This is a genomic window from Xylanimonas ulmi, assembly GCF_004216535.1.
In the GTDB taxonomy this organism is placed as follows: Bacteria; Actinomycetota; Actinomycetes; order Actinomycetales; family Cellulomonadaceae; genus Xylanimonas; species Xylanimonas ulmi.
Genome location: NZ_SGWX01000001.1, coordinates 3,747,151 through 3,766,559, shown reverse-complemented (window position 1 = coordinate 3,766,559; position 19,409 = coordinate 3,747,151). Strand labels below are relative to the sequence as shown.

Genomic DNA, 19,409 nt, shown 5'->3' with positions numbered 1-19,409 from the left:
TTCCTCTCCTCACCATCGCAGGTGGTTGGACGCGATGGAGTTCTGCGTTCCGTCGTACTTGCGCACCACGACCCAGACGTCCTCACCACCCGACAGTTGCGCGCAGGGTGTGCCGACGGCGTTGCCGTTCGCGTCGGTCCTGATGTCGCCGCCGTTGACGTCGTGGGTGTTGAAGCCCGACCACGCCGGGTCGTACTGCCGCGGAGACCTGCCGTCCGACCACGGCTCGGTGGTCCAGCATCCCCAGTACACGAGCGAGTCGGGCGGCGCGTTCGACACGTGCAGGTCGACCCACCAGCAGGTGCCCGTCCCCCGGCTGACGCAGTTCGGGTGGGTGTCGGCGCTGCCACCGCGCGTGATCGAGACCTGAAGCGAGTCCGGGTTCGGGTCGGTCCTGCCGCTGACGGCGCTCGACCAGGGTCCCCACCCGGCGGCGTTGCGGGCGCGGACCGTGATGGTGTGCGTCTGGCCGTAGCCGTTTCCGACGTCGACCGTGAAGGGCCACGACGTGCGGCTCTCGGTCAGCGAGTGCGACCCGCTGACCTGGAACTGGATCTCCTGGACGGCGTTGCCGCCGTCTGCGGAGGGTCCATTGACCGTGAACCGGCCCGTGGTCGCCCCGGTGCGCCCGTAGGTCGCGCTCGGCGCCCCGGGGGTCGTGTACGGGGTGACGGACCCCGATGCCGTCGTCCACTGTGGCTGGCACGTGTGCGCGTTGCAGGCGCGCACCTCGAACCGGTAGGCGGTCCCGTTGCTCAGACCCGTGTAGGTGTACGGCGAGGACGGCGCCGTGCGCGCTCCCGAGTCACCTTGGATCCGCACCTGGTAGTAGCCGCCCGTGCCGTGGAACGCCGACGTCGCGAGGTTCGTCCACGAGATGACGGCCTGTCCCGAGGGGGCCGAGGCGTTGGCCGCCGACGCGCCCGTGACCGTGTCGGGCACGCCGTAGGGGGTGACCGAGTTCGAGGCCGCCGACGCGGGCGACGTGCCCGCCTTGTTGGTGGCGGTGACGGTGAACGTGTACTCGGCCGAGTCGCTCAGGCCGAGCATGATCGCGCTCGTGCCGGTGACGTCGTCCGCGGCGCGCTGCGTGCCGCCCTCGTACGCCGTCACGTGGTAGGAGCGCACATCGTCGCCGTGGTCCTCCGGGGCGGTCCAGGTGACGCGCACCTGGCCGCCGAGCGCCGTCTCGACGTGCGTCGCGGTGACCCCCGTCGGGGCGTCGGGCGGCGCCGCCGGAACCATCGGCGCCGACCAGTCGCCCCACTGCGAGGGCTCGGGCGCCTGGTTGCGGGCGCGCGCCCGCACGGTGTACGAGGTGCCGTTCTCCAACCCGGTCCAGCGCAGGGACGTGCCGTCGACGCACTCGCGCACCACGACGCCCGAGGTCGGCGCCGGGAAGATCTCCAGGTCGACGCACTGGATGGGCGAGCGGTCGGCGTAGACGGCGTTGGTCCACGACACGGCGAGGCTCGCGTCGCCGAAGTCGAGCGTCGGCGCCGCCGGCGGGTCGGGGCTCTCGTCGGGGCGCGCGTCCGGTGAGGCGGGCGACGCGTCCGACGTGCCGACGTCGTTGGTCGCCTGCACCGTGAACCGGTACACGACGTTGTTGGTGAGCCCGTCGATGGTGCACGTGGTCGACGGGCAGGAGGTCGTGGCGCCGTCCGACGCCGTCACGGTGTAGCCGGTGATGGCCGACCCGTTGTCGACGGGCGGCTCCCAGCTCAGCACGACGGTGCGCGAACGCACCTCCTCGACCGACGGCGCCCGGGGCGTCTCGGGGCGTCCCAGCACCGCCAGCGAGACGCGTCCCTCGACCTCGCGGTCGGGGTCGCCCGTCGCGTCCTGGACGCGGTAGCGCACCACCATGCGGCCCACGAAGTCGGCGTCGGGCGTCACGACGACGCGGTCGCCGTCGACCTGCGCGACGCCCTGCCCTGTCTCGACCTGCGCGCCGACAACCGTCAGGTCCTGGCCGGGGAACGGGTTGCCGTCGTTGCGCAGCACCTCGACCGGGACGGCCACGCCCTGGTGCGCGTCCTCGACGGCGTCGTCATTGGCGACCGCGAGCGGGCGGGTCGAGGCCACGACCGTCACGGCGACCTGCCCGGCCACGGGCGGGTTGACGCCGTCGGAGACCGTCACCGGGACCTGGATCACGCTGCCCTTGGGCACGTCCACGGCGGCCTGGGCCACGACGCGCGTGCCGGAGACCGACGTCGTCAGCCCGTCGACGTCGCCCGCGATCGCGACGGTGATCGGGTCGCCGTCAGGGTCGGTGACGAAGCGCGCGACGTCGACCGCCGACTCCTCGCCCGCGGCGACGTCGAGCGCGGGGGCGCCGTCGAACCGGGGCGGCAGGTTCTGCGGCGCCGTGACCGTCACCGGCACGGTCAGCATGGCGGTGCGGCCGTCGGGGTCGTCGCGCCGCGCGCCGTCGGTGACCTCGAGGGTGACCGACGCCTGTCCGACGAAGTCGGCGGGGGCCGTGTAGACCAGGCGCGTGGCGCTGTGGACGGCGACGGCGCCCGGCACCGCCGAGACCTGGTCCTCCGCGGTCAGGCTCGGCGTGCGCCCGGCCTGGACGACGACGAGCTGCGTCAGGTCGAGGTCCAGCGACGCGCCCTGCTCGACTGTGAGGTCCAGCGGGTCGCGCAGTCGCGGCCCCGTCCCGTCACGGGGCACGCGCACGAACGCGCGCGCCGTCAGCCCGTCGACGTCGGTCGCGGTGTACGTGATGACCTGCGGGCGCGGCGCCAGCGGGATCACGAGGGAGCCGTCGACGACGGTGACGCCCGCCGCCGTCGCGGCGCCGTCGACCGTGACGACCAGGTCCTCGGCCCGCCCGTCGGGGTCGGAGTCGTTGGCGAGCACCGGGACGGTGACCGTCGAGCCTGACACGTCGGCCGGGGCCACGACGTCGTCGCGCGCGATGGGCGCCTGCAGCGCCGCCTGCGGGTCGACGTCGACGGTCACGGCTCCGACGGCGCGCGCCGCGTACGTGTCCTCGACGCCGTAGTAGAAGGTGTGCACCCGGGGCTCGTCGGGGGTGCGCACCACGATCATGCCCTCGGCGACCTGCGCGTCGAGCGCCTCGCCGCCCTCGATCGCACCCGGGACGAGCCCGATCTGGTCGCCGTCGGGGTCGGAGTCGTTGTCGATGGCGTCGATCGCGACCAGGCGGCCGGGGCGCACGCGCACCTCGTCGTTGACGGCGACCGGCGGCTGGTTGGTCTCGGCGGGCCGGGCGATGCCCACCCGGACCGTGCCGACGGCGCTCGCGCCGCGCGTGTCGAGGACGCGGTAGGTGAACACGTCGAGCCCCACCTCGGTGCGCCCCGCGGTGTACTCGATCGCGCCGTCGACGACCGACGCGGAGCCCTTGGCGGGCGGCGAGGCGATCGCCTCGATCGTCACCAGGTCGCCGTCGGGGTCGACGCCGTCGAGGCGCGGCACGATGCGGACCGTGCCGCCGGCGAGCACGCGCGCCTCGACGTCGGGAAGTTGCGGCGCCGCGTTCTCCCGCACGTCCACGACGCGGATCGTCACCTGCGCCGAGTCACGCTGGTCGTGCGGGTCGCGCACCTCGTAGACCAGGTGCGCGGTTCCGGCCGTGCCCCCGGCCTTGAAGCGCACCGTGTTCTGCGCGACGAACGCCGTGCCGAGCTCCGCCTCCGGCTCCTCGACCAGGTCCGGCACGAGCGTCAGCTCAAGGCCGTCAGGGTGGGAGTCGTTGGCGAGCACCGGGATCGTCACGACGTCGCCGGTGTGCACCACGACCTCGTCGGCGGTGGCGTCGGGCGGGCGCACGCGGTCGGGCTCAGGGATGGGGATGACCCGCACCTGGCCCTGCGCGGTGCGCTCGCCGTTCGAGACCGTATAGGTCACCACGACCGGCCCGGGCAGCCGGCGGGTCTCGGTGACGCGCAGCACCTGGTGCGCGAGCACCGCGACGGTGATGCCGGCGTCGTCGGGAACGTCGACGCGCTGCACGACCAGCACGCCGCCCGCGGGGTCGGAGTCGTTGGCCAGCACGTCGACCAGCGCACTGCCGCCCGCGGGCAGCAGCACCCGGTCCGCGACCGCGATCGGGTCGGCCGGATCGGTCGGCGGCGCGAGCACGTCGACGCGCACGAGGCCGGTCGTGGCCGACGGGCCGTCGCTGACCTGGTAGGCGAGGTCGTACGAGCCCGGCTCGGCGCTGGTGAAGCGGAAGTCGCCCGTGGCGTAGTTGGGGGTGATGGTGGCGGGCGCCTGCTCGCTCACGCTGACCAGGCGCAGCGGGTCGCCATCCGGGTCCCAGTCATTGGCCAGCGGCCGGACGGTCACCGCCTGTCCCGCCAGCACGGTCACGTGGTCGTTGACGGCGACGGGCGGGGACTGCCCCGCGACGACATCGACCAGCAGGCGCCCCTCGACGGTCATCCCGCGCTCGTCGCTGACCGTCAGCGCGACGATCTTGCGGCCCGTCGACTCGCCGCCGTCGCGCAGCTCGACGCGCCCGTCGGGGCGGAACCGCACCTCGTCGGCGGGCGACTGCGTCGTCGCGCTCGACAGCACCAGGTCGTCGCCCTCGGGGTCACGGAAGTACGGCAGCACGTCGATCGACCCGGCGCCGCCGCGCGCGACCGTGAGCACAGGCTCGCCCGTCTGCTCAGGCGCGGTGTTCTGGTCGTCGCCGACCAGGCGCACCAGCGCCGACGCCGTGTCACTGCCGCCGCGCCCGTCGCTCACGGTGTAGGTGAACGTCCGATCACCCGTCGCGTCGGCGGGCGCCGTCATCTGGAGGGCCAGCCCGCCCATCACCTGCGTCACCACGGCGCCCTCGGGCTGGTCCCCGACGTGCGCGACGATGACGTCGCCGTCGGGGTCGACGTCGTTGCCCAGCACGTCGAGCACCGTGGTGCGGCCCGGGCGCGCGCCGAACTCGTCGTCGTGGGCGACCGGAGGACGGTTCTCCAGGCTGCGGTCGGCGACGACCTGGTCGACCTGCTCGGGGGTCGACTCCTGCGACTCGGCCGGGTCGCCCTCGGCGTCCTGCGGCATCGACTGCTCCCAGTCGTCCACCTTGCGGAAGTCCTCGGCCGCCATCCACACGGTGCCCGCCGCGAGGTCGTTGAGCACCACGACGTCGCGGTTGACCCGGTACTCGAGCGGTGAGTCGGCCGCGACGCCGTCCAGCACCCGGTCCACGTCGAAGTCCGTGCCCGCGCAGTCGCGCAGCACCTGGGCGCTGAGCGACCAGGCGCCGTAGTCGCATCCGCCCACCTGCACCGGCGCGGCAGGCAGGCCGCCCGCGCGGCGCACCTGCCCGTCGCCGCCGCGCAACGGCTGCGACACCAGGCCAGAGGTGGTCGCCACGAGCACGTGGTCCGACGACGGCGACGGCTGCTGCAGCCGCGCCTGCTTGGCGTCGTCGACGCGCGCCGTGCCTCCGCCCGGCAGCACGAGCACACCCGCCGAGCGGTCGAGGACGACGGCGTCGTCGCCCACGGCGGTGACCTGCACGTCCGACTGGGCGTTGAGGTCCAGGTCCGAGCGCTCGGGCTCTTGCGGTGTGCCGCGCGAGAGGGTGGGGACGCGGTAGAGCGAGCCGCCGTCCTGTGTGGCGCCGACGGCGAACACCGTGCCGTCGCGCGAGACGGTCAGGGCCTTGGCGCCCGGCACCTGGGCCGTGGGCCGCGTCTTGTCCGGGTCGAGGCTCGCCGCCGACTCGAACGGCGTCACCCACAGCCGCCCGCCCTTGACGTCGAGCACCGCCGCCGTGGCGCCACCCGAGGCGATCAGCGACCCAGTCGGCGCGGCGAGCGCCGCCCCCAGCTCCAGGTGCGCGGGGTCGACGGCCGACGCCGAGGCGGTGCTGGGCTCGGTCAGCAGCACGCGCTGCGCGTCCTGCTGCACGTCGAACGACGAGGACCCGGCCAGGAGGGTTCCGTCGACCGTCTGCGAGCTCGCGTTGAAGCGGCCGAGCATCCCGGCCGACCGGTTGGTGACCCACACGCCCGAGTCGTTGAGCTCCACCTCGGCCTGCGCCTGCCCGTCGTAGAGCACCGCGACCGTCACGAGGCCGGCCGCCAGGACCGCGAGCGCGGTCCCGGACGCGACCGACCTGCGGCCGACGCGGCGCCCCGATCTGCTGCTCACGTGTTCCCTCGCTTACCCGTCCTGATGGCGCAAGCCCGTTGGCTCCCGTCGCGCGACGAGCGGGCGCAGACTAGCGCGCGGCGTCGCCGTCGCATGGGGCGTGACTCCCTGTGACTCAGACGCCTGTCAGCGCCCGCGCGTCGCCGTCGCACTCTCTCTGAGCGCCCGGGCGCCACCCGGACCGGTCGCCTCGCGCCAGATCACAGGCGCCTCGGCGCCAACTCCCAGCCGTGGACTCGCGAGCACGGTAGCAGAGCGCGGGGCGCGCCCGGAGCGAGCGCTCACCAACGCCGCGGCCGTGCGCCTGTGGGGCACGCCGCCGCGTGAGCGGCCGACCCCGGTAGCCTCGCGGCCATGGCGAACACTCAGCCGCCTCCCAGCCATCGACGTCGGGGCATCTCACCACGCGGCACGCCGCGCATCCTGGCGCGCCTGCCGGGTGAGCTCGCCGGGCACGGGCGCGCCATCGTCCCCCTCGCCGCCGCGGCGACCGTGTGGGCGGTCTGGGCCAGCGGCCCCGGGTGGGCGACACCGGGCTTCGTCGTCGTCGCCGTCGCGGGCGCCGCCCACGGCGTCATCGACGCCCGCACCCACCGACTGCCCGACGCCATCACGCTCCCCGCAATCGTCCTCACGCTCGGTCTGCTGGCCCTGGCCGCCCTGGCCACCGCGGACGGCCCACGGCTGGGCGCAGCGATCGCGGGCGCCGTCGTCCTCGGCGCCGCCTACGGGCTCCTGCACCTGGTCAACAGGAGCGGCCTCGGCCTCGGCGACGTCAAGCTCGCGCCGCTGCTGGGCCTGCCCGCCGGCTGGTGCGGCTGGACCACGGTGTGGTGGGCGGGCGCGCTGCCGTTCCTCCTGGGCGGCGTCGCCGCCCTCACGCTCCTGGTCACGCGGCGGGCGAGCCGCAACTCGGCGATCGCGCTCGGCCCGTGGATGCTGCTGGGGGCGGGCCTCGCGCTCAGCCTGCACCGACTCGCCAGTTGAGGGCCTTGCGCGCGCCTCGGTGGAGCCGGTCCGCCTCCCCGGGCGCGACGAACAGGAGCCCGACGAGCGGAAAGGCCAGCCACTGGGCGACGGCGACCACGACCGCCATGGGCGCCAGGGGCGCACCCGTGAGCGCTGCCGACAGACACCCGGCGACGACCTGCACGACCGTCGCGACAACGACGCCCGCGACCATCGACGGCACAGCGTCGCGACGTCGCGCCAACCCACGCCGCGCCCGCAACGACCGGGCGGCGAAGCAGCCGACCAGCACCAGGCGCACGGTGGAGAGCGTCAGCGCCACGGCGAGCTGTGTCGGCGCGGGCAGCCCGAACAGCACCGCCTCGTGGATCGGGGGGACGACGACCCAGTACACGGCCACGTACGTCACCAGGTCGAGCACGACCAGCGTCGCCACGGTCCGCCAGTCGACGTCCTTCAGGGTCATGAGACGTCCTGCATCGAGGACAGCACCTGCTCGGCCGGCGAGCCCGTGAGCGACCCGGTCGACGCCATGGCGGTGACCTTGACCACCGAACCCGACCGGGACAGCGCGGTCACGACGAGGAGGTCGACGACGTCGCCGTCTCCACGGTCGAGCGTCGCCGTGACACCCAGGGCGAACTCCCAGCCCTCCCACCGCACCGGGTGCTCCTCGACGTCGGTCGCCGCCAGCAGGAGGTTGCCCATCGCGAGCTTGGAGAGCGCCTCGGCGCGCAGACGATCCTCCCGGCCCCGGTCCGCGTCATTCGGGAGCGTCACGTAGACCGGGTTCCGCTCGTCCTGAGGGTCGGTGATCACCAACTCCTCGTACTCGTCGCGCTCCCCCTCGCGGACCTGCCACCCGTCGGGCACGAGGATGGAGATCTCGCCGAACTCCAGGCGCTCCGCGCCCGCGAGCGAGCGCGGCTCGATCGTCAGCACCTCGCCGGGGGGTGTGGCGAACTCCAGCGGCGGCTCGCCGTCAGCGGCCGCGCACCCACCACAGCCCCACGCCGCCACCGTTGCCACGGCCGCCACCACCACCCGCCACGGCGCACGCGTCCCTCGACCGCTCATCACCGACACGCCTCCCACCGCTTCCACCCGTGGTCGCCGAGGTACCACGCGCCCGTGCTGGTGCGCGACGCCGTCTCGCCGCCCACACCGACCCCAACCCCGCCGACCAACGGCGCCTTCACACCCACCGCCGCGTCGAGAAGGTCCTGCGACGACACGTCGAGCGTCTGCGCCGTGATGTCACCGCCCGCACGTGCCTCCCGCACGATCCACTGCATCGCGGCGGCCTGCGCCAGTCCCGGTCCCGCCGGGCCGGTCGTCGCCACGAGCCCGAGGTCGGCGAGCGTGGACCACGTCTGCGCCCGGTTGGCGTCGGTCACGTCAAACTCCGCGCGCAGGTTGAGCCCCGCGCCGCCCGACCCCCTCAGCGCCTCGAGCGGCACGGGCGCCAGCCCGCTCAGGTCGTAGGCTCCGTCGGCGGTCGCGAGGCCGTTCAGCCCCACGGAGGTCAAGACGTTGTCCTTGTCGAGGGTGACGGCCATGACAAGGGCCACGGCGCCCTTGCTGTGGCCCCCGACATTGAGGCCCAGGGAGACGGCCGCCTCGGCGCTCAGGGACACCTTGTTGTAGAACGTGGTCTCGCCGGTTCTCATGTCCTGCCTCGCGCCGAGCGCGCTGCTCAGTGTGGCGCCCGCCTCGGCCCCTCCAGCCTGCACCGCGCCACGGCCGCTCAACTCGCCGCTGACCGACACCGCTGACGGCGCGGGCGGCTGGTAGTCGTACCCGGTGAGCCGGTCGTACACCAGCGCCCCGGCCTCGACCGCGAACCCGATCGACGGCGAGAGCAGCGGGCCGGTCAACGCTCCGACCCCCTTGGCGGCGTCCTTCCCGAACTGGCGGTATGCCCACTCCTGGAAGTCCGCCGCCTCCTGCGACGACGCGAACGTGTACTCGGCGCCGACCGCCAGTCTCTCGTCCACGCCCACCGAGGCGTTGGCGCCCACCGCGCCTCCCTGCCCGAGGATCCGCAGCTTGCCGCGCACCTCGCCCGCGGAGAGTGACGCGCCCAGCGAGCCGTCGCCGTGGAGAGTCACCACGAACGTCCCGTCGCTGCGCTCCTCGATCGTCATCCCCACCCCTCCGCCGAGGCGGACGAACGACACGGAGACAGAGCCTTGCGCCTTGCGCACCGCAGTGCTCACGGTGCACGGGTGCGACGGCGGCGTGGCTCGCTCCGCCGGCGGCACCGGCGACGCCGCTGTCGCGCACGACCCGCCCACGGCCTCGCACAGTTTCGCGGCGAGCGTCTGCCCGATCGCCGTCGACCTCATCAACAAGGCCAGGCAGACGGCGACGACGAGCGCGACCACGCCCACGTACTCCAGGGCTCCCGCGCCCCGCTCGTCGCCGCCACACCCCTTCGCCCGCGCCCGCATGCGTCCGCCCTCCCGGTCCACCCGTCTGGGCGGACGATGCCGTCACGCTAGGGGCGGCCTCGACGGGCCAACCAGGGCCCGCGGGCCCCGGCCCGGGCCCGACGCGTCAGTCGACGAGCGTGACGTCCGACCGGTAGGCGCGCACCGCCGCAGGCCCGTCCTGGTCCTCCAGCGGTGGCGAGCCCGGCTCCGGCGCCGGGGCCGGCCGCGTCACGCAGGAGCCGTCGATGAGGTAGCCCAGCCGGCCTCCTGCGACGCACAGACCTCCCCGCAACGTCACACGAGCGGAAGCGGTCGCCCGCATCCGCGCCTCGGTCCTCGGCACGGTCGCCTCGTGGCGCACCCGCACGGACACGGTGCGGGAGGCCGCGTCGACGTCGAACCCCACGAGCTGCGCGCCATTGCGCCTCGCATAGTCGGCCGCGCTGCGCCGCATCGCCTCGTGGGTCGCCCCGGTCAGGGCGGGACCGCCCGCCAGCGCCCACCACGCGGCGGGATCAGGCAGTGCGACGTGCCGGTCGAACACCAGCCGCAGGCGCCGATCCCACTCCTGCGCGGCGGCCAGGGCCGCGGCGTCGGCCGCGGTCACGGACTCGCGCTTGTCCGCGGTCGCCGACCCGAGCATGAGGATCAGCGCGAGCGCGAGACCCACGAGCCCTGCCACTGCGGGCACGGCGGCCACGGACATCGCCCCACGCTCCGACGTCGCGGGGGTCGGAGACGATCTCGCGACGCTCTGGCCTCGCGCAAGCAGCATGCGTGACTCCCTCGCCGTCATCTGCTCCACCCTCGGGGCCGCAGGCTGGGACGCCCAGGGCCCGGGGACCCTGACCCGGGCCCCCCAGCTCGTCCGATCACCCGGATGCTCCGCGTCACCACGGCCTGCCTCGCGTTCTGGCGGCGGCGCTCACCGAGGCTCGGTGACCGGGACGTCGGTGATGCGGAACCAGTCGGGCACGTCGATCGTGACCGTGTCCTGACCGGTGTCCGGCCAGACCACGGTCGCCAGGAACCCCGGCCCCGACGCGAACGGCTCCACCTCGTCGCCCAGGAGCCGGCGCCCCTGAGCCAGCCCCACGCCGTCGGGGACCTCGTAGTCCCACGGCATCACCCGCTCACCAGGAGTCAGCAACGACAGACTGTGAGCGCCCGTCACGCGCGGGACGGCGCGAAACCCGCGCTCGTGAGCCGGGCCGCTGCCCCGGCCGCCCATCGAGTCGATCGGGAACTTGTCGCCGGGGTCGGAGGCGATCCTCAGCGTGCCCACCAGGCCCACGTCGGTGCGCACGACCTCGACCACCCGCGCCGTGTAGGAGGTCCCCACGCTCCGGGCGACATACGTCACCGGATCCAGCCCCGACGACGTCGGCGCCGCGGTCTGCACCAGCTCACCCTCCACGCCCGACTCCACCGAGATCCGGCCCGTGAACGCCACCTCGACCCGCCGATTCGCCGCACGCGCCTCGGGCGAAGTCCCTTCGGCCACCGGCTCGCTCTCGCCCCGACCCTCAGCGCTGATCGTGTACTGCCCGCCCAACAGCCCACCCAGACGATCAGCCACACTCGCCGCGCGCCGCTGCGAGAGCCCCTGGTTGTACTCCTCGGTGTCCACATCGTCGGTGTGACCCACCACCGACACCTCGCCCCCGGCAGCCGCCGCCTTGATCCGCTCCGCGGCCTCCGCCAACGCCGCGTCCGCCTGCGCGGACAACGCCGACTCATCCGACCCGAACAGCACATCCGAACGCAACGTCACCGTCGAGGTCTCCCCCTCCACCGACGCCGCCGACCGCTCCCCCACCACATACGACCGCAGCTCGTACGCCGACGCGTCTGCCGGCTCCCCGACCTGCCCGACCACGTCGTCGAACACCTCACCCGCCTCACGCACCGGCACATCCGCCACAAACCCCACGATCGGGATCAGCACCCCCACCGACTCCCCCGAGGGCGCCGCGTGCAACGAGACCCCCGTGCGCGGCTCACCCGACCTGAACGAACCCGAGTCGACCGCGCTCGCCAGTCCGTCGCGCGTCGAGGCGACCGGCATCACCCGACCCTCCTCCACCAACCGCACCGCGTGGGTGAACGACGCCTCCGCGCCACTGACCGCCAGTCCGATCAGGTGCCGACGGCCCCGGTCAACGTCCGCGTCGCCCTGGACCGCGTAGTCGATCCAGACCGCGGCCACCCCGTCGCGCACTTCGACCGGGCGAACCGTCACCCGCAGGTCGACCCCGTAGTACGCGCGCTCCACCACTACGTCCTGCGCCGCGGACGTGCTCCCCGGCGACGGGACCCCACCCGACGGACCTGCGAGCGACGGCCCCGACGAAGGCGCACCCGACGGCCCACCATCGGGCTCGGAGCCATCACACGCGCTCCCACCCGTGACAAGCGCACCTGCCACCACGAACCCGATCAACGACCTACGCACCCGACCACTCCCTCTCGAGACCGAACCGGGTCCGGACACGCCACCGCGGCGGAGAGCCAGGCCCTCCGCCGCGGCCGCGCCCCATGGCCGGCGTCACCCACTCAGCCGCTCAGTCATGCAGCAGGTCAATCTGCTCGGTGATCTTGTCGACGAGCGTCTCGCCGATACCTGACGCGGCTCCGATGATGATGACGAGGATCGCCGCCACCACCACGATGATCCCGACGTACTCCACCGAGCCCTGCCCGCGCTCGTCCGACCGAATCCGGTCGATCGCGCCGACCACATACGCCGTCATGGCGATCTTCGCCGCGGTGGCCTGTTGTGCGATCTTGCTCATGGTGTCCGCCCCTCCCGGCGTCTGCGCCGGTTGTCCGTCTTGCCCGCGAGAACCCCTCCCACGGCTGTCACCGACGCTAACCACGGCGCGGATCAGCCCCCAGGGCCTGCGGGCCCCGGCTCGGGCCCCGTATGGGCGGGGCCTGGCAGGGCGGTGAGGTCGGGGCGGACGCGCGCAGCAGGTCCTGCCACCGCAGGATCGCCTGGGGCCGCGTGCGCACGCCGAGCTTCGCGAAGATCCGGTTCACGTTGTTCTTCACGGTCTTGGGCGCGAGGAACAGACTGCCCGCGATCTCGGCGTTTCCCAGCCCCTCGGCGATCGCGACCATGACGCTCGTCTCCCGCTCGCTCAACCCGGCGTGCGCCGCCGCGGCGGACACGGCGTCGCGCCCGTCCGTGTCCTCGTGCGGGCGCACGTCCCACCGCGGCGCCGCTCCGGCGACGACGGCGCTGCCACCCACGGCCACCCGGATCGCGTCGGCCATCTGCGCGGGCCCCAGCGCGCCGTGGACCAGGTATCCCGACGCTCCCGCTCCCATCGCCATGCGGAGCGTCTCGGCGTCGTCGCGGTGCGTCAGCATGACCACCGGCACCCGCGCCGCGAGCCGAGGGAGCAGGTCGAGGCCGCTCGTCTGAGGCATCTGCACGTCGAGGAGGACGACGTCCACGGCGCCGTCCTCGACAAGCCGTCTGGCCTCGTCGGGGTCGGCGGTGTCCAGGACGCGGTCGACGCCGTCGAGGCCCTCCAACGCCGCGCGCAGGCCGATCCGGATGATCTCGTTGTCATCAACCGTGAGCACTCTCACCGGACCACCTCGCCGTCGAGGGGGGCGCTCGACTCGTCCGCTGCGCGCCCGCGCAGTGTCACCCGGGCGCGCACCCCGCCGAGCGGAGACTGGCCCCAGACCGCGTCACCGCCCGACGACGCGGCGCGCTCGCGGATCCCCTGCAGCCCGTAGTGACCCCGTCGCTCCACCAGCGGGTCCATGCCGGCGCCGTCGTCCTCGACCAGCACCGCCATGCCGCCGTCATCCGACGCCGCCACCTCGACGCCCACGTGAGAGGCCGCGGCGTGCTTGCGGACGTTCTCCAGCAACTCACGCAGCACGGCGCACGCGTCGCTGGCGGTCTGCCCCGCGACGCCGTCGAACGCGCCTGACAGGCGGACGCGTGCGGCGACGTCGGTGAGCGACGCCCACCGCTCGACGATCGAGGCGACCTGCGCGCGCGGGTCCGCCTCGGCGCGCAGCCCGTCCAGCGCCCGCCGGGTGTGTCCGTGCGCCGCCTGCACGCAGGACTCGAGTTGGCGCGCGAGCGCGGCGGTCTCCCCGTCGAAGCCGTCGGCCTCGACCCGCGCGCGCAGGCCGCCCGCCAACAGACGCAGGCCGGCGAGGTCGCCCGCGACCGTGTCGTGCAGGTCGCGGGCGATGCTCAGCCGCGTCTCGGCGGCGCAGCGCCGCGCCCGCTGGCGCGCCAGGTCGGAGGCCAATCTCTGCTGACGACGCACGCTGTCGCCCACGGCCCTGCCCGACCACGTCATCCCCACCACAGCGCCCACCGTGATGACGGCGCTGAGCGCCGAGGCCCACCCCTGGGTCAGGCTCCGCCACGGGACGAGCAACGCGGCCACGGGCACGGACATGGCCGACACCACGCGGGTCGGCGTGGTCACCGCCCACAACGCCACGGAGGCGGCGCCGTAGGCGGCCATCAGCGGCGCCACGCCCAGGCTCGCGAGCACGACGACGGTGGCCGCCAAGTCCGCAGACAGGAGCACTCCGTGGCGAAAATAGCGCGGGCCGCGGGTGTGCCAGTTGAGGGCCGGGACGAAGGAGAACGGCGTGGCGCCCAGCGCGACCAGCGCGAGCGCCGCTCCGCCCGGCGTCAGGAGCGCCTCGACGCCCGCGAGCGCCAGCACGAGCAGCCTGATGCTGCACAGCGCCCGCACCACGCCGCCCACGGCGTACGACGTCGTCGCCTCAGAAGATGCCACCCAGCACCTCCGCATTCGCGATCAGCACCGAGGCGACGATGAGCAGCAGGGCGCCGGGAAGGATCGTCAACGTCACGACGAGCGAGACTTTGGGCGCCGCCCGGGCCGCCGCTTGGCGCGCCGCCGCGGCGCGCTCGCGGCGCACGTCCTTGGCGATGGCCGCGAGCGCCTCGACCAACGGCACACCCAGCTCCTCGGCCTGCAGCAGCGCGGTGACGAGGGACGCGATCGCCTCGGACCGAGACCGCTCACGCAACCCCACCAGCGCCTCGCGCCGCGAGACCCCCACCGCCATCTCCTGCAGCGCCCGTCGCATCTCCTCGGCGAGCGCGCCGTCGTGGAACTCGCACACGCGCTCCAGCGCCTGGCGGAACCCGAGCCCCGCGGTCACGGTGACGCCGAGCACGTCGAGGAAGTCCGGCAGCTCGCGGTCGATCTCCTGTTGCCGCGTGCGTCCCGTGGCGTGGAGCCACAGCGGCATCCACGAGGTGAGCACGACTGCGATCGGGACGCCGACGAGCGGCTGGCCCAGCAGCGCGAACAGCGCGAGCAGGATCACGCTGAGGACGGCGAACCCCGCCTGTCGCCGCACGTACACCGTCACCGTCACCCCGTCGGGGCGCCCGGCGCGCCGGATCGCCACGTCCAGGCGGCGCAGCCGCTGCGCCCCATAGGCGCGCACCGCCGTTCCCACGGCGCGCTCGCCGAGCGCGTCGATGAGGCCGACGAACCCTTTCGCCCGCCTGCTGGTGGGGGCGGGCCGGTACTGCTCTTCGACCGTCTCCAACCCGGTGCTGGTCATGAGGCGCACGCCCTGCACGGCGACGAGGAGCAGGAGTGCGGCGGCCGCGGCGACGCCCAGCGCGATCACGGCTCCACCCGCCCCAACCGGCGCATCATGAGGTAGCCGAGCAGGAAGAGCGCCGCCGACACGCCCACGACGCCCTGGCCTACGAGGTTCGTCAGCATCACGTCGAGCACGCCGGGGTTGAGGACGTTGATGAGGATCACCGCGCCGAGGCCCATGAGGATCACCAGGTAGCCGCTGAACGACGCGCCGACCATCGCCGTGCGGATCTCGCGGCGCAGTTGGCGCCGATCCTCCAGGGTGGCCGCGATCCCCGCCAGCGCCGTGACGAGCGCGCCACCGGCGCGGGCCTGGATGGTGAGCGTCTGGACGAGCACCGCCAGCTCGCGCGACGGCAGCCGCTCGCTGAGCCCTGCGAGCGCCGCGCGCAGCGTGCGGCCCAGCGAGAGCTCCGCGGCCACCTGCCCGAGCTCCGACGCCGCAGGCTCGGCCATCTCGCGCGCGGCGATCTCCACCCCGCGGCGCACGGCGAGGCCGGCGTCCGCGCTGTTGGCGAGCAGACGGGCGACCTCGGGCAGTTGGGCGATGAACCGCTCGACCCGCGCCCGACGACGTCGGTCGAGCCAACCCTTGACGCTCGCGACGACGGCGGCCATCGCCACGACGGCGCCCGCCCGGCCCAGCAGGGGCACGCTGGCGGCCGCAGCCGCCGACGCCGCGCCCACGGTGCCGAGCACCACGACGGCCGGTGACCATCGGGTCAAGCCGGCGCCTGCCAGCAAGGCGACCAGACGACGACCGGCGTCGGTCCGCGCCAGCGCCTCGTCGAGCCTCGCCACGAGCGCCGGACGCGCCGTGCCGAGGGGGTCCGCGGAGGCGATCACCTGACGGTCGAACGCCGCGTTCTCCTGCAGCGCGGCGACCGCGAGGAGGCACGCCACGAGCGTGGTGAGCAGCAGCAGCGCGATCAGTCCGACGCTCATGGCGCCGCCTCGCCACCGAGGGCTTCGCCGGCGAGCGTCAGTCGATCGCGCAGCGTCGAGGGCAGCGGGTGGCCCTCGAACCTGCCGGTCACCACCCGCTCCGGACCCAGCCGATCGGGCACGAACTCGACCAGCGGCGTCAGCTCGTAGTCGCTGCGGCGCCGCGAGACGAGCGCCGCGACCTCCACGACGCGCCTGCTGCCGTCCGCCGCGCGCTCCAGGTGGACGACGACGTCGATCGCCGAGTTCACCTGGTCGCGCAGCGTGCTCGCGGGCAGCTCGATGTCGCTCATCGACGCCAGCGTCTCGAGGCGACCGAGCGCGTCGAACGCGCTGTTGGCGTGCACGGTGGCCAGGGAGCCGTCGTGGCCCGTGCTCATCGCCTGCAGCATGTCGAGCGCCTCACCGCCACGGACCTCGCCGACGACGATGCGGTCGGGGCGCATGCGCAGGCTGTTGCGCACCAGGTCGCGGATCGTGACGGCGCCACGCCCCTCGACGTTGGCCGGCCGCGACTCCAGGCGGACGACGTGCGGCTGCTGGAGCTGAAGCTCGGCGGCGTCCTCGATCGTGACGATGCGCTCGCGCTCGGGCAGGAGGCCCGACAGCGCGTTGAGGAACGTCGTCTTGCCCGATCCGGTCCCGCCGGAGACGACGATGTTGAGGCGGGCGCGCACGCACGCGCCCAGCAGCGCGGCCGTGCGCCGGTCGAGGCTGCCCTTGGCGACCAGCTCGGGGAGCCGGTACGGCGCCGGGAACCGGCGGATCGTCAGCGACGGCCCGTCGAGCGCGAGCGGCGGGATGATCACGTTCACGCGCTCGCCCGTGGGCAGGCGTGCGTCCACCATCGGCGAGGACTCGTCGACGCGGCGGTTGACCGTCGAGACGATGCGGTCGATGGTCTGGTAGAGCTGCTCCGTCGACGCAAACCGTGTCGCCACCCGATCCACACGCCCACGGCGCTCGACGAACACGTCGTACGGCCCGTTGACCATGATCTCGGTGACGGACGCGTCCGCCAGCAGCGGCTCGAGGACGCCCAGCCCGAGCGCGTCGTCGACGATGCGCTGGACGAGCTGACCGCGTTCCGCCGCCGACAGGATCGGGCCGTCGAGCGACAGGATGCGCGACAGCAGCCGCTCCAGGCGCACCCTGCGTTGGGGCGGTGCGAGCCGCGCCAGGTCGTCGACGTCCACCTCTTCGAGCAGCCGCTCGCGGTAGACCGTGACGAGGTCCCGGTCCTCGGCCTGCGCGCCCGGCTGCTGCGCGAGCCGGTCCCGCAGCGCCATCAGCGTCCCCGGACGGGCATCTGAGCGCTGGACTCGAACCGCAGGTCGCCCGAGGTGATCTGGCGCAGCCCGATCGGCACACGCACGGCGACGCGCACCCGTGCGGTCGCGCGGTCGGCGCCGCCCTCGACGACGTCGGCCCGCGCCCAGTCGGGCAACGTCTCATCCACCACCGCGCGCCAGTCCTGGCCGAGGCTCAGCGCCCGCGCCCCGTTGCGCGCGGCCTCCTGCGCCGCGGAGGCGGCCTGCGCCGCGAAGACGCCCTGGACGCACAGCAGCGTGGCGAGCACGACGAGGAAGACGAACCCCACCAACTCGATCACGGCCTGGCCGGCCTGGCCGGGCCGCCGTCTCATGCGCGACCGGTCCCTCATCGCCGTCCTCATCGTCCCTCCCGGTAGACGTTCGCGGTCGAGGTGGCGGTCAGGCTGACGCCGGGCAGGACGGTGGGCGCGGACACCTCGACGCTCACCTCGTGCGGTCCCGCGCTCACACGGGACCTGCCCCGCCAGAACGAGGGCAACGCGTCGCGCGTGTCACGCAGGACGTCGGCCTCGACGCGCGCGTCGTACACGACCGCGATCCCGGCGGTGCGCGCCCCGTCCTGCGCCGCGGACCGCGCCACCATCAGCCCGGAAGCCCAGCAGATGGCCTGCCCGCACACCAGGAGCACCAGGAGCCCCAAGGTCAGGATCACCGGCATCTCGACCGTCGCCTGGCCCGCCTCCGCGGCCTGCTCGGTCACCCGGCGCTCGCGTCGCGTGCGCGCCTTGCGGGACGCTCGCCGCAAGCCTCGCCCCAGGAGCTGCTCCAACTCCTGCTCGTCGTCTGCTCGGACCTCCAGACCGGGCGTCGTGAGGGGGCGGTGTGCCACGGACTCGGCGACGTCGGCGACCGCCGCGTGCACGGGCGTGCTCACCTCCAGCAGCGTGGCCGTGTTGAGCGCGGTGTCGAAGGCCTCCCCGCCCTCCGGCACGGTGAAGGCGACTGACCGCTCCACGACGCGCTCGACCAGTTGGACCGAGACCTGGTCACGCTTGCTGCGCCGGTTGAGCACGAGGTCCACGGCGCCAGGCCGTCGCACCGCGAGCCGGTCCCACTGCTCCAGCGTGCGGCGGGCCGCGCGCAGCGCGGGCAGGTCAGGAGTGGTCACGAGCAACGCCGCGTCGGCGACTTCGAGCACCGACGCGGCCGCCTCGTCGAGGTGGTCGCCGACGTCGATCACCGCGAGGTCGGACTCGAAGCGCAGCGCGGTCACGATCGCGCGCGCCACCTCCGGGGGCATCGCCTCCCCACGCTCGCCGTGGCCCGGCGCCGGCAGCAGCCGCAGGCCGCCCGGCACGTCGTAGGACGTCTCGCGCAGCATGCGCGTGGTGATCTCCCCCGCCACCGCCGTCAGGTCGACGATCGAGCGCCGCGTGTGCACCCCCGCGAACGCCGTCAGGTCACCCGCGGTGAGGTCGAAGTCGACGAGCGTCACGGTGGAGCCAGGCGCCTGCGCGCCCGCGAGCAGGAGCGCGACCACCGAGGCGCCGACGCCGCCCTTGGCGCCGGCGACGGCGATCACGCGACCGCCACGACCCGTCGACCGGCCGACCTCGACCGCCGAGCGCGCCGCGGACGTCCACTGCGCCACGGACTCGAAACGGGAGACGATCTCGTCCAGGCTCGCGGTGCGCTGCACGACCCCGCGCGCGCCGACCTCCATCGCCGCGGCGAGCGCCGCCGACCCGGCGTCCTGCACCAGCATGACGATGCCGACGAGCGGGACCGCCGCGCTCACGCGGCGCGCGACGGAGCGGCCCTGACCGCCGTCGGCCTGCGCGTCGACCACCACCAGCGCGGCGGCGGGAAGGCGCTCCAGCGCGTCGAGCGCGCCCTGGGCGTCGGCGACGGTGGCCGCGATCTCGAACGAGCGGACCTCGGCGAGCACATGCGTCAGGGACTCGCGCACCCGCGCGTCGCTGGAGACCAGGATGATCTGCGCGCTCATG

The 19,409-nt window shown here is 74.1% G+C and carries 15 protein-coding genes; 1 reads left to right on the top strand and 14 read right to left on the bottom strand.

Translation table 11 applies throughout. From position 1 onward, the window contains the following. Positions 1-9 precede the first annotated feature (9 nt). Positions 10-6,144 carry an Ig-like domain-containing protein gene (locus tag EV386_RS17215; RefSeq protein WP_130416503.1) on the bottom strand — a complete coding sequence of 2,045 codons (6,135 nt, stop codon included), beginning with the start codon at positions 6,142-6,144 and terminating at the stop codon, positions 10-12. Positions 6,145-6,498: 354 nt separating this feature from the next. Here EV386_RS17215 and EV386_RS17210 point away from each other — a divergent pair, with 354 nt between their 5' ends. Further along, positions 6,499-7,131 (top strand): prepilin peptidase, encoded by a 633-nt coding sequence (locus EV386_RS17210; RefSeq protein ID WP_130416502.1) that lies wholly within the window; start codon positions 6,499-6,501, stop codon positions 7,129-7,131. On the opposite strand, the gene EV386_RS17205 is transcribed toward EV386_RS17210, so the two are convergent. The 13 genes from EV386_RS17205 to EV386_RS17145 all read right to left on the bottom strand — a co-directional run bounded on the left by EV386_RS17205 (position 7,106) and on the right by EV386_RS17145 (position 19,408). Beyond that, a complete protein-coding gene (locus EV386_RS17205; protein ID WP_130416501.1) occupies positions 7,106-7,579 on the bottom strand; it encodes a hypothetical protein in 474 nt (157 codons plus the stop codon). The genes EV386_RS17210 and EV386_RS17205 overlap by 26 nt on opposite strands. Continuing rightward, positions 7,576-8,190 (bottom strand): hypothetical protein, encoded by a 615-nt coding sequence (locus EV386_RS17200; RefSeq protein ID WP_165399988.1) that lies wholly within the window; start codon positions 8,188-8,190, stop codon positions 7,576-7,578. The genes EV386_RS17205 and EV386_RS17200 overlap by 4 nt, the downstream gene beginning before the upstream one ends. Continuing rightward, entirely contained in the window at positions 8,190-9,566 is a 1,377-nt protein-coding gene (locus EV386_RS17195) for a hypothetical protein (protein ID WP_130416499.1), read from the bottom strand. The genes EV386_RS17200 and EV386_RS17195 overlap by 1 nt, the downstream gene beginning before the upstream one ends. 106 nt (positions 9,567-9,672) lie before the next feature. Then, positions 9,673-10,254, bottom strand: coding sequence for a hypothetical protein (locus EV386_RS17190; RefSeq protein ID WP_130416498.1), 582 nt, complete (start codon positions 10,252-10,254; stop codon positions 9,673-9,675). A 219-nt stretch (positions 10,255-10,473) separates the two neighbouring features. Then, on the bottom strand, positions 10,474-11,823 hold the full coding sequence (locus EV386_RS17185) for an OmpA family protein (RefSeq protein WP_130416497.1): 1,350 nt from the start codon (positions 11,821-11,823) through the stop codon (positions 10,474-10,476). 289 nt (positions 11,824-12,112) lie between these two features. Then, on the bottom strand, positions 12,113-12,343 hold the full coding sequence (locus EV386_RS17180; RefSeq protein ID WP_207216566.1) for a hypothetical protein: 231 nt from the start codon (positions 12,341-12,343) through the stop codon (positions 12,113-12,115). A 76-nt stretch (positions 12,344-12,419) separates the two neighbouring features. Then, positions 12,420-13,148, bottom strand: a complete 729-nt coding sequence (locus EV386_RS17175; RefSeq protein ID WP_130416496.1) for a response regulator transcription factor — start codon at positions 13,146-13,148, stop codon at positions 12,420-12,422. Further along, positions 13,145-14,335 (bottom strand): sensor histidine kinase, encoded by a 1,191-nt coding sequence (locus tag EV386_RS17170; protein WP_165399987.1) that lies wholly within the window; start codon positions 14,333-14,335, stop codon positions 13,145-13,147. The genes EV386_RS17175 and EV386_RS17170 overlap by 4 nt, the downstream gene beginning before the upstream one ends. Continuing rightward, entirely contained in the window at positions 14,322-15,206 is an 885-nt protein-coding gene (locus EV386_RS17165; RefSeq protein ID WP_207216565.1) for a type II secretion system F family protein, read from the bottom strand. Before EV386_RS17165 ends, EV386_RS17170 begins: the two co-directional genes overlap by 14 nt. Beyond that, positions 15,203-16,126: a type II secretion system F family protein gene (locus tag EV386_RS17160; protein ID WP_130416494.1), complete on the bottom strand. Its 924-nt coding sequence runs from the start codon at positions 16,124-16,126 to the stop codon at positions 15,203-15,205. Before EV386_RS17160 ends, EV386_RS17165 begins: the two co-directional genes overlap by 4 nt. Then, the gene (locus EV386_RS17155; protein WP_130416493.1) at positions 16,123-17,415 is read right to left on the bottom strand and encodes a TadA family conjugal transfer-associated ATPase; all 1,293 of its coding nucleotides are present in this window, start codon (positions 17,413-17,415) and stop codon (positions 16,123-16,125) included. The genes EV386_RS17160 and EV386_RS17155 overlap by 4 nt, the downstream gene beginning before the upstream one ends. Beyond that, complete coding sequence (locus EV386_RS17150; protein ID WP_130416492.1) at positions 17,415-17,771, bottom strand: pilus assembly protein; 357 nt, start codon at positions 17,769-17,771, stop codon at positions 17,415-17,417. Before EV386_RS17150 ends, EV386_RS17155 begins: the two co-directional genes overlap by 1 nt. A 26-nt stretch (positions 17,772-17,797) precedes the next feature. Continuing rightward, positions 17,798-19,408, bottom strand: a complete 1,611-nt coding sequence (locus EV386_RS17145) for a CpaE/TadZ family protein (RefSeq protein WP_130416491.1) — start codon at positions 19,406-19,408, stop codon at positions 17,798-17,800. Position 19,409: the final 1 nt, after the last annotated feature.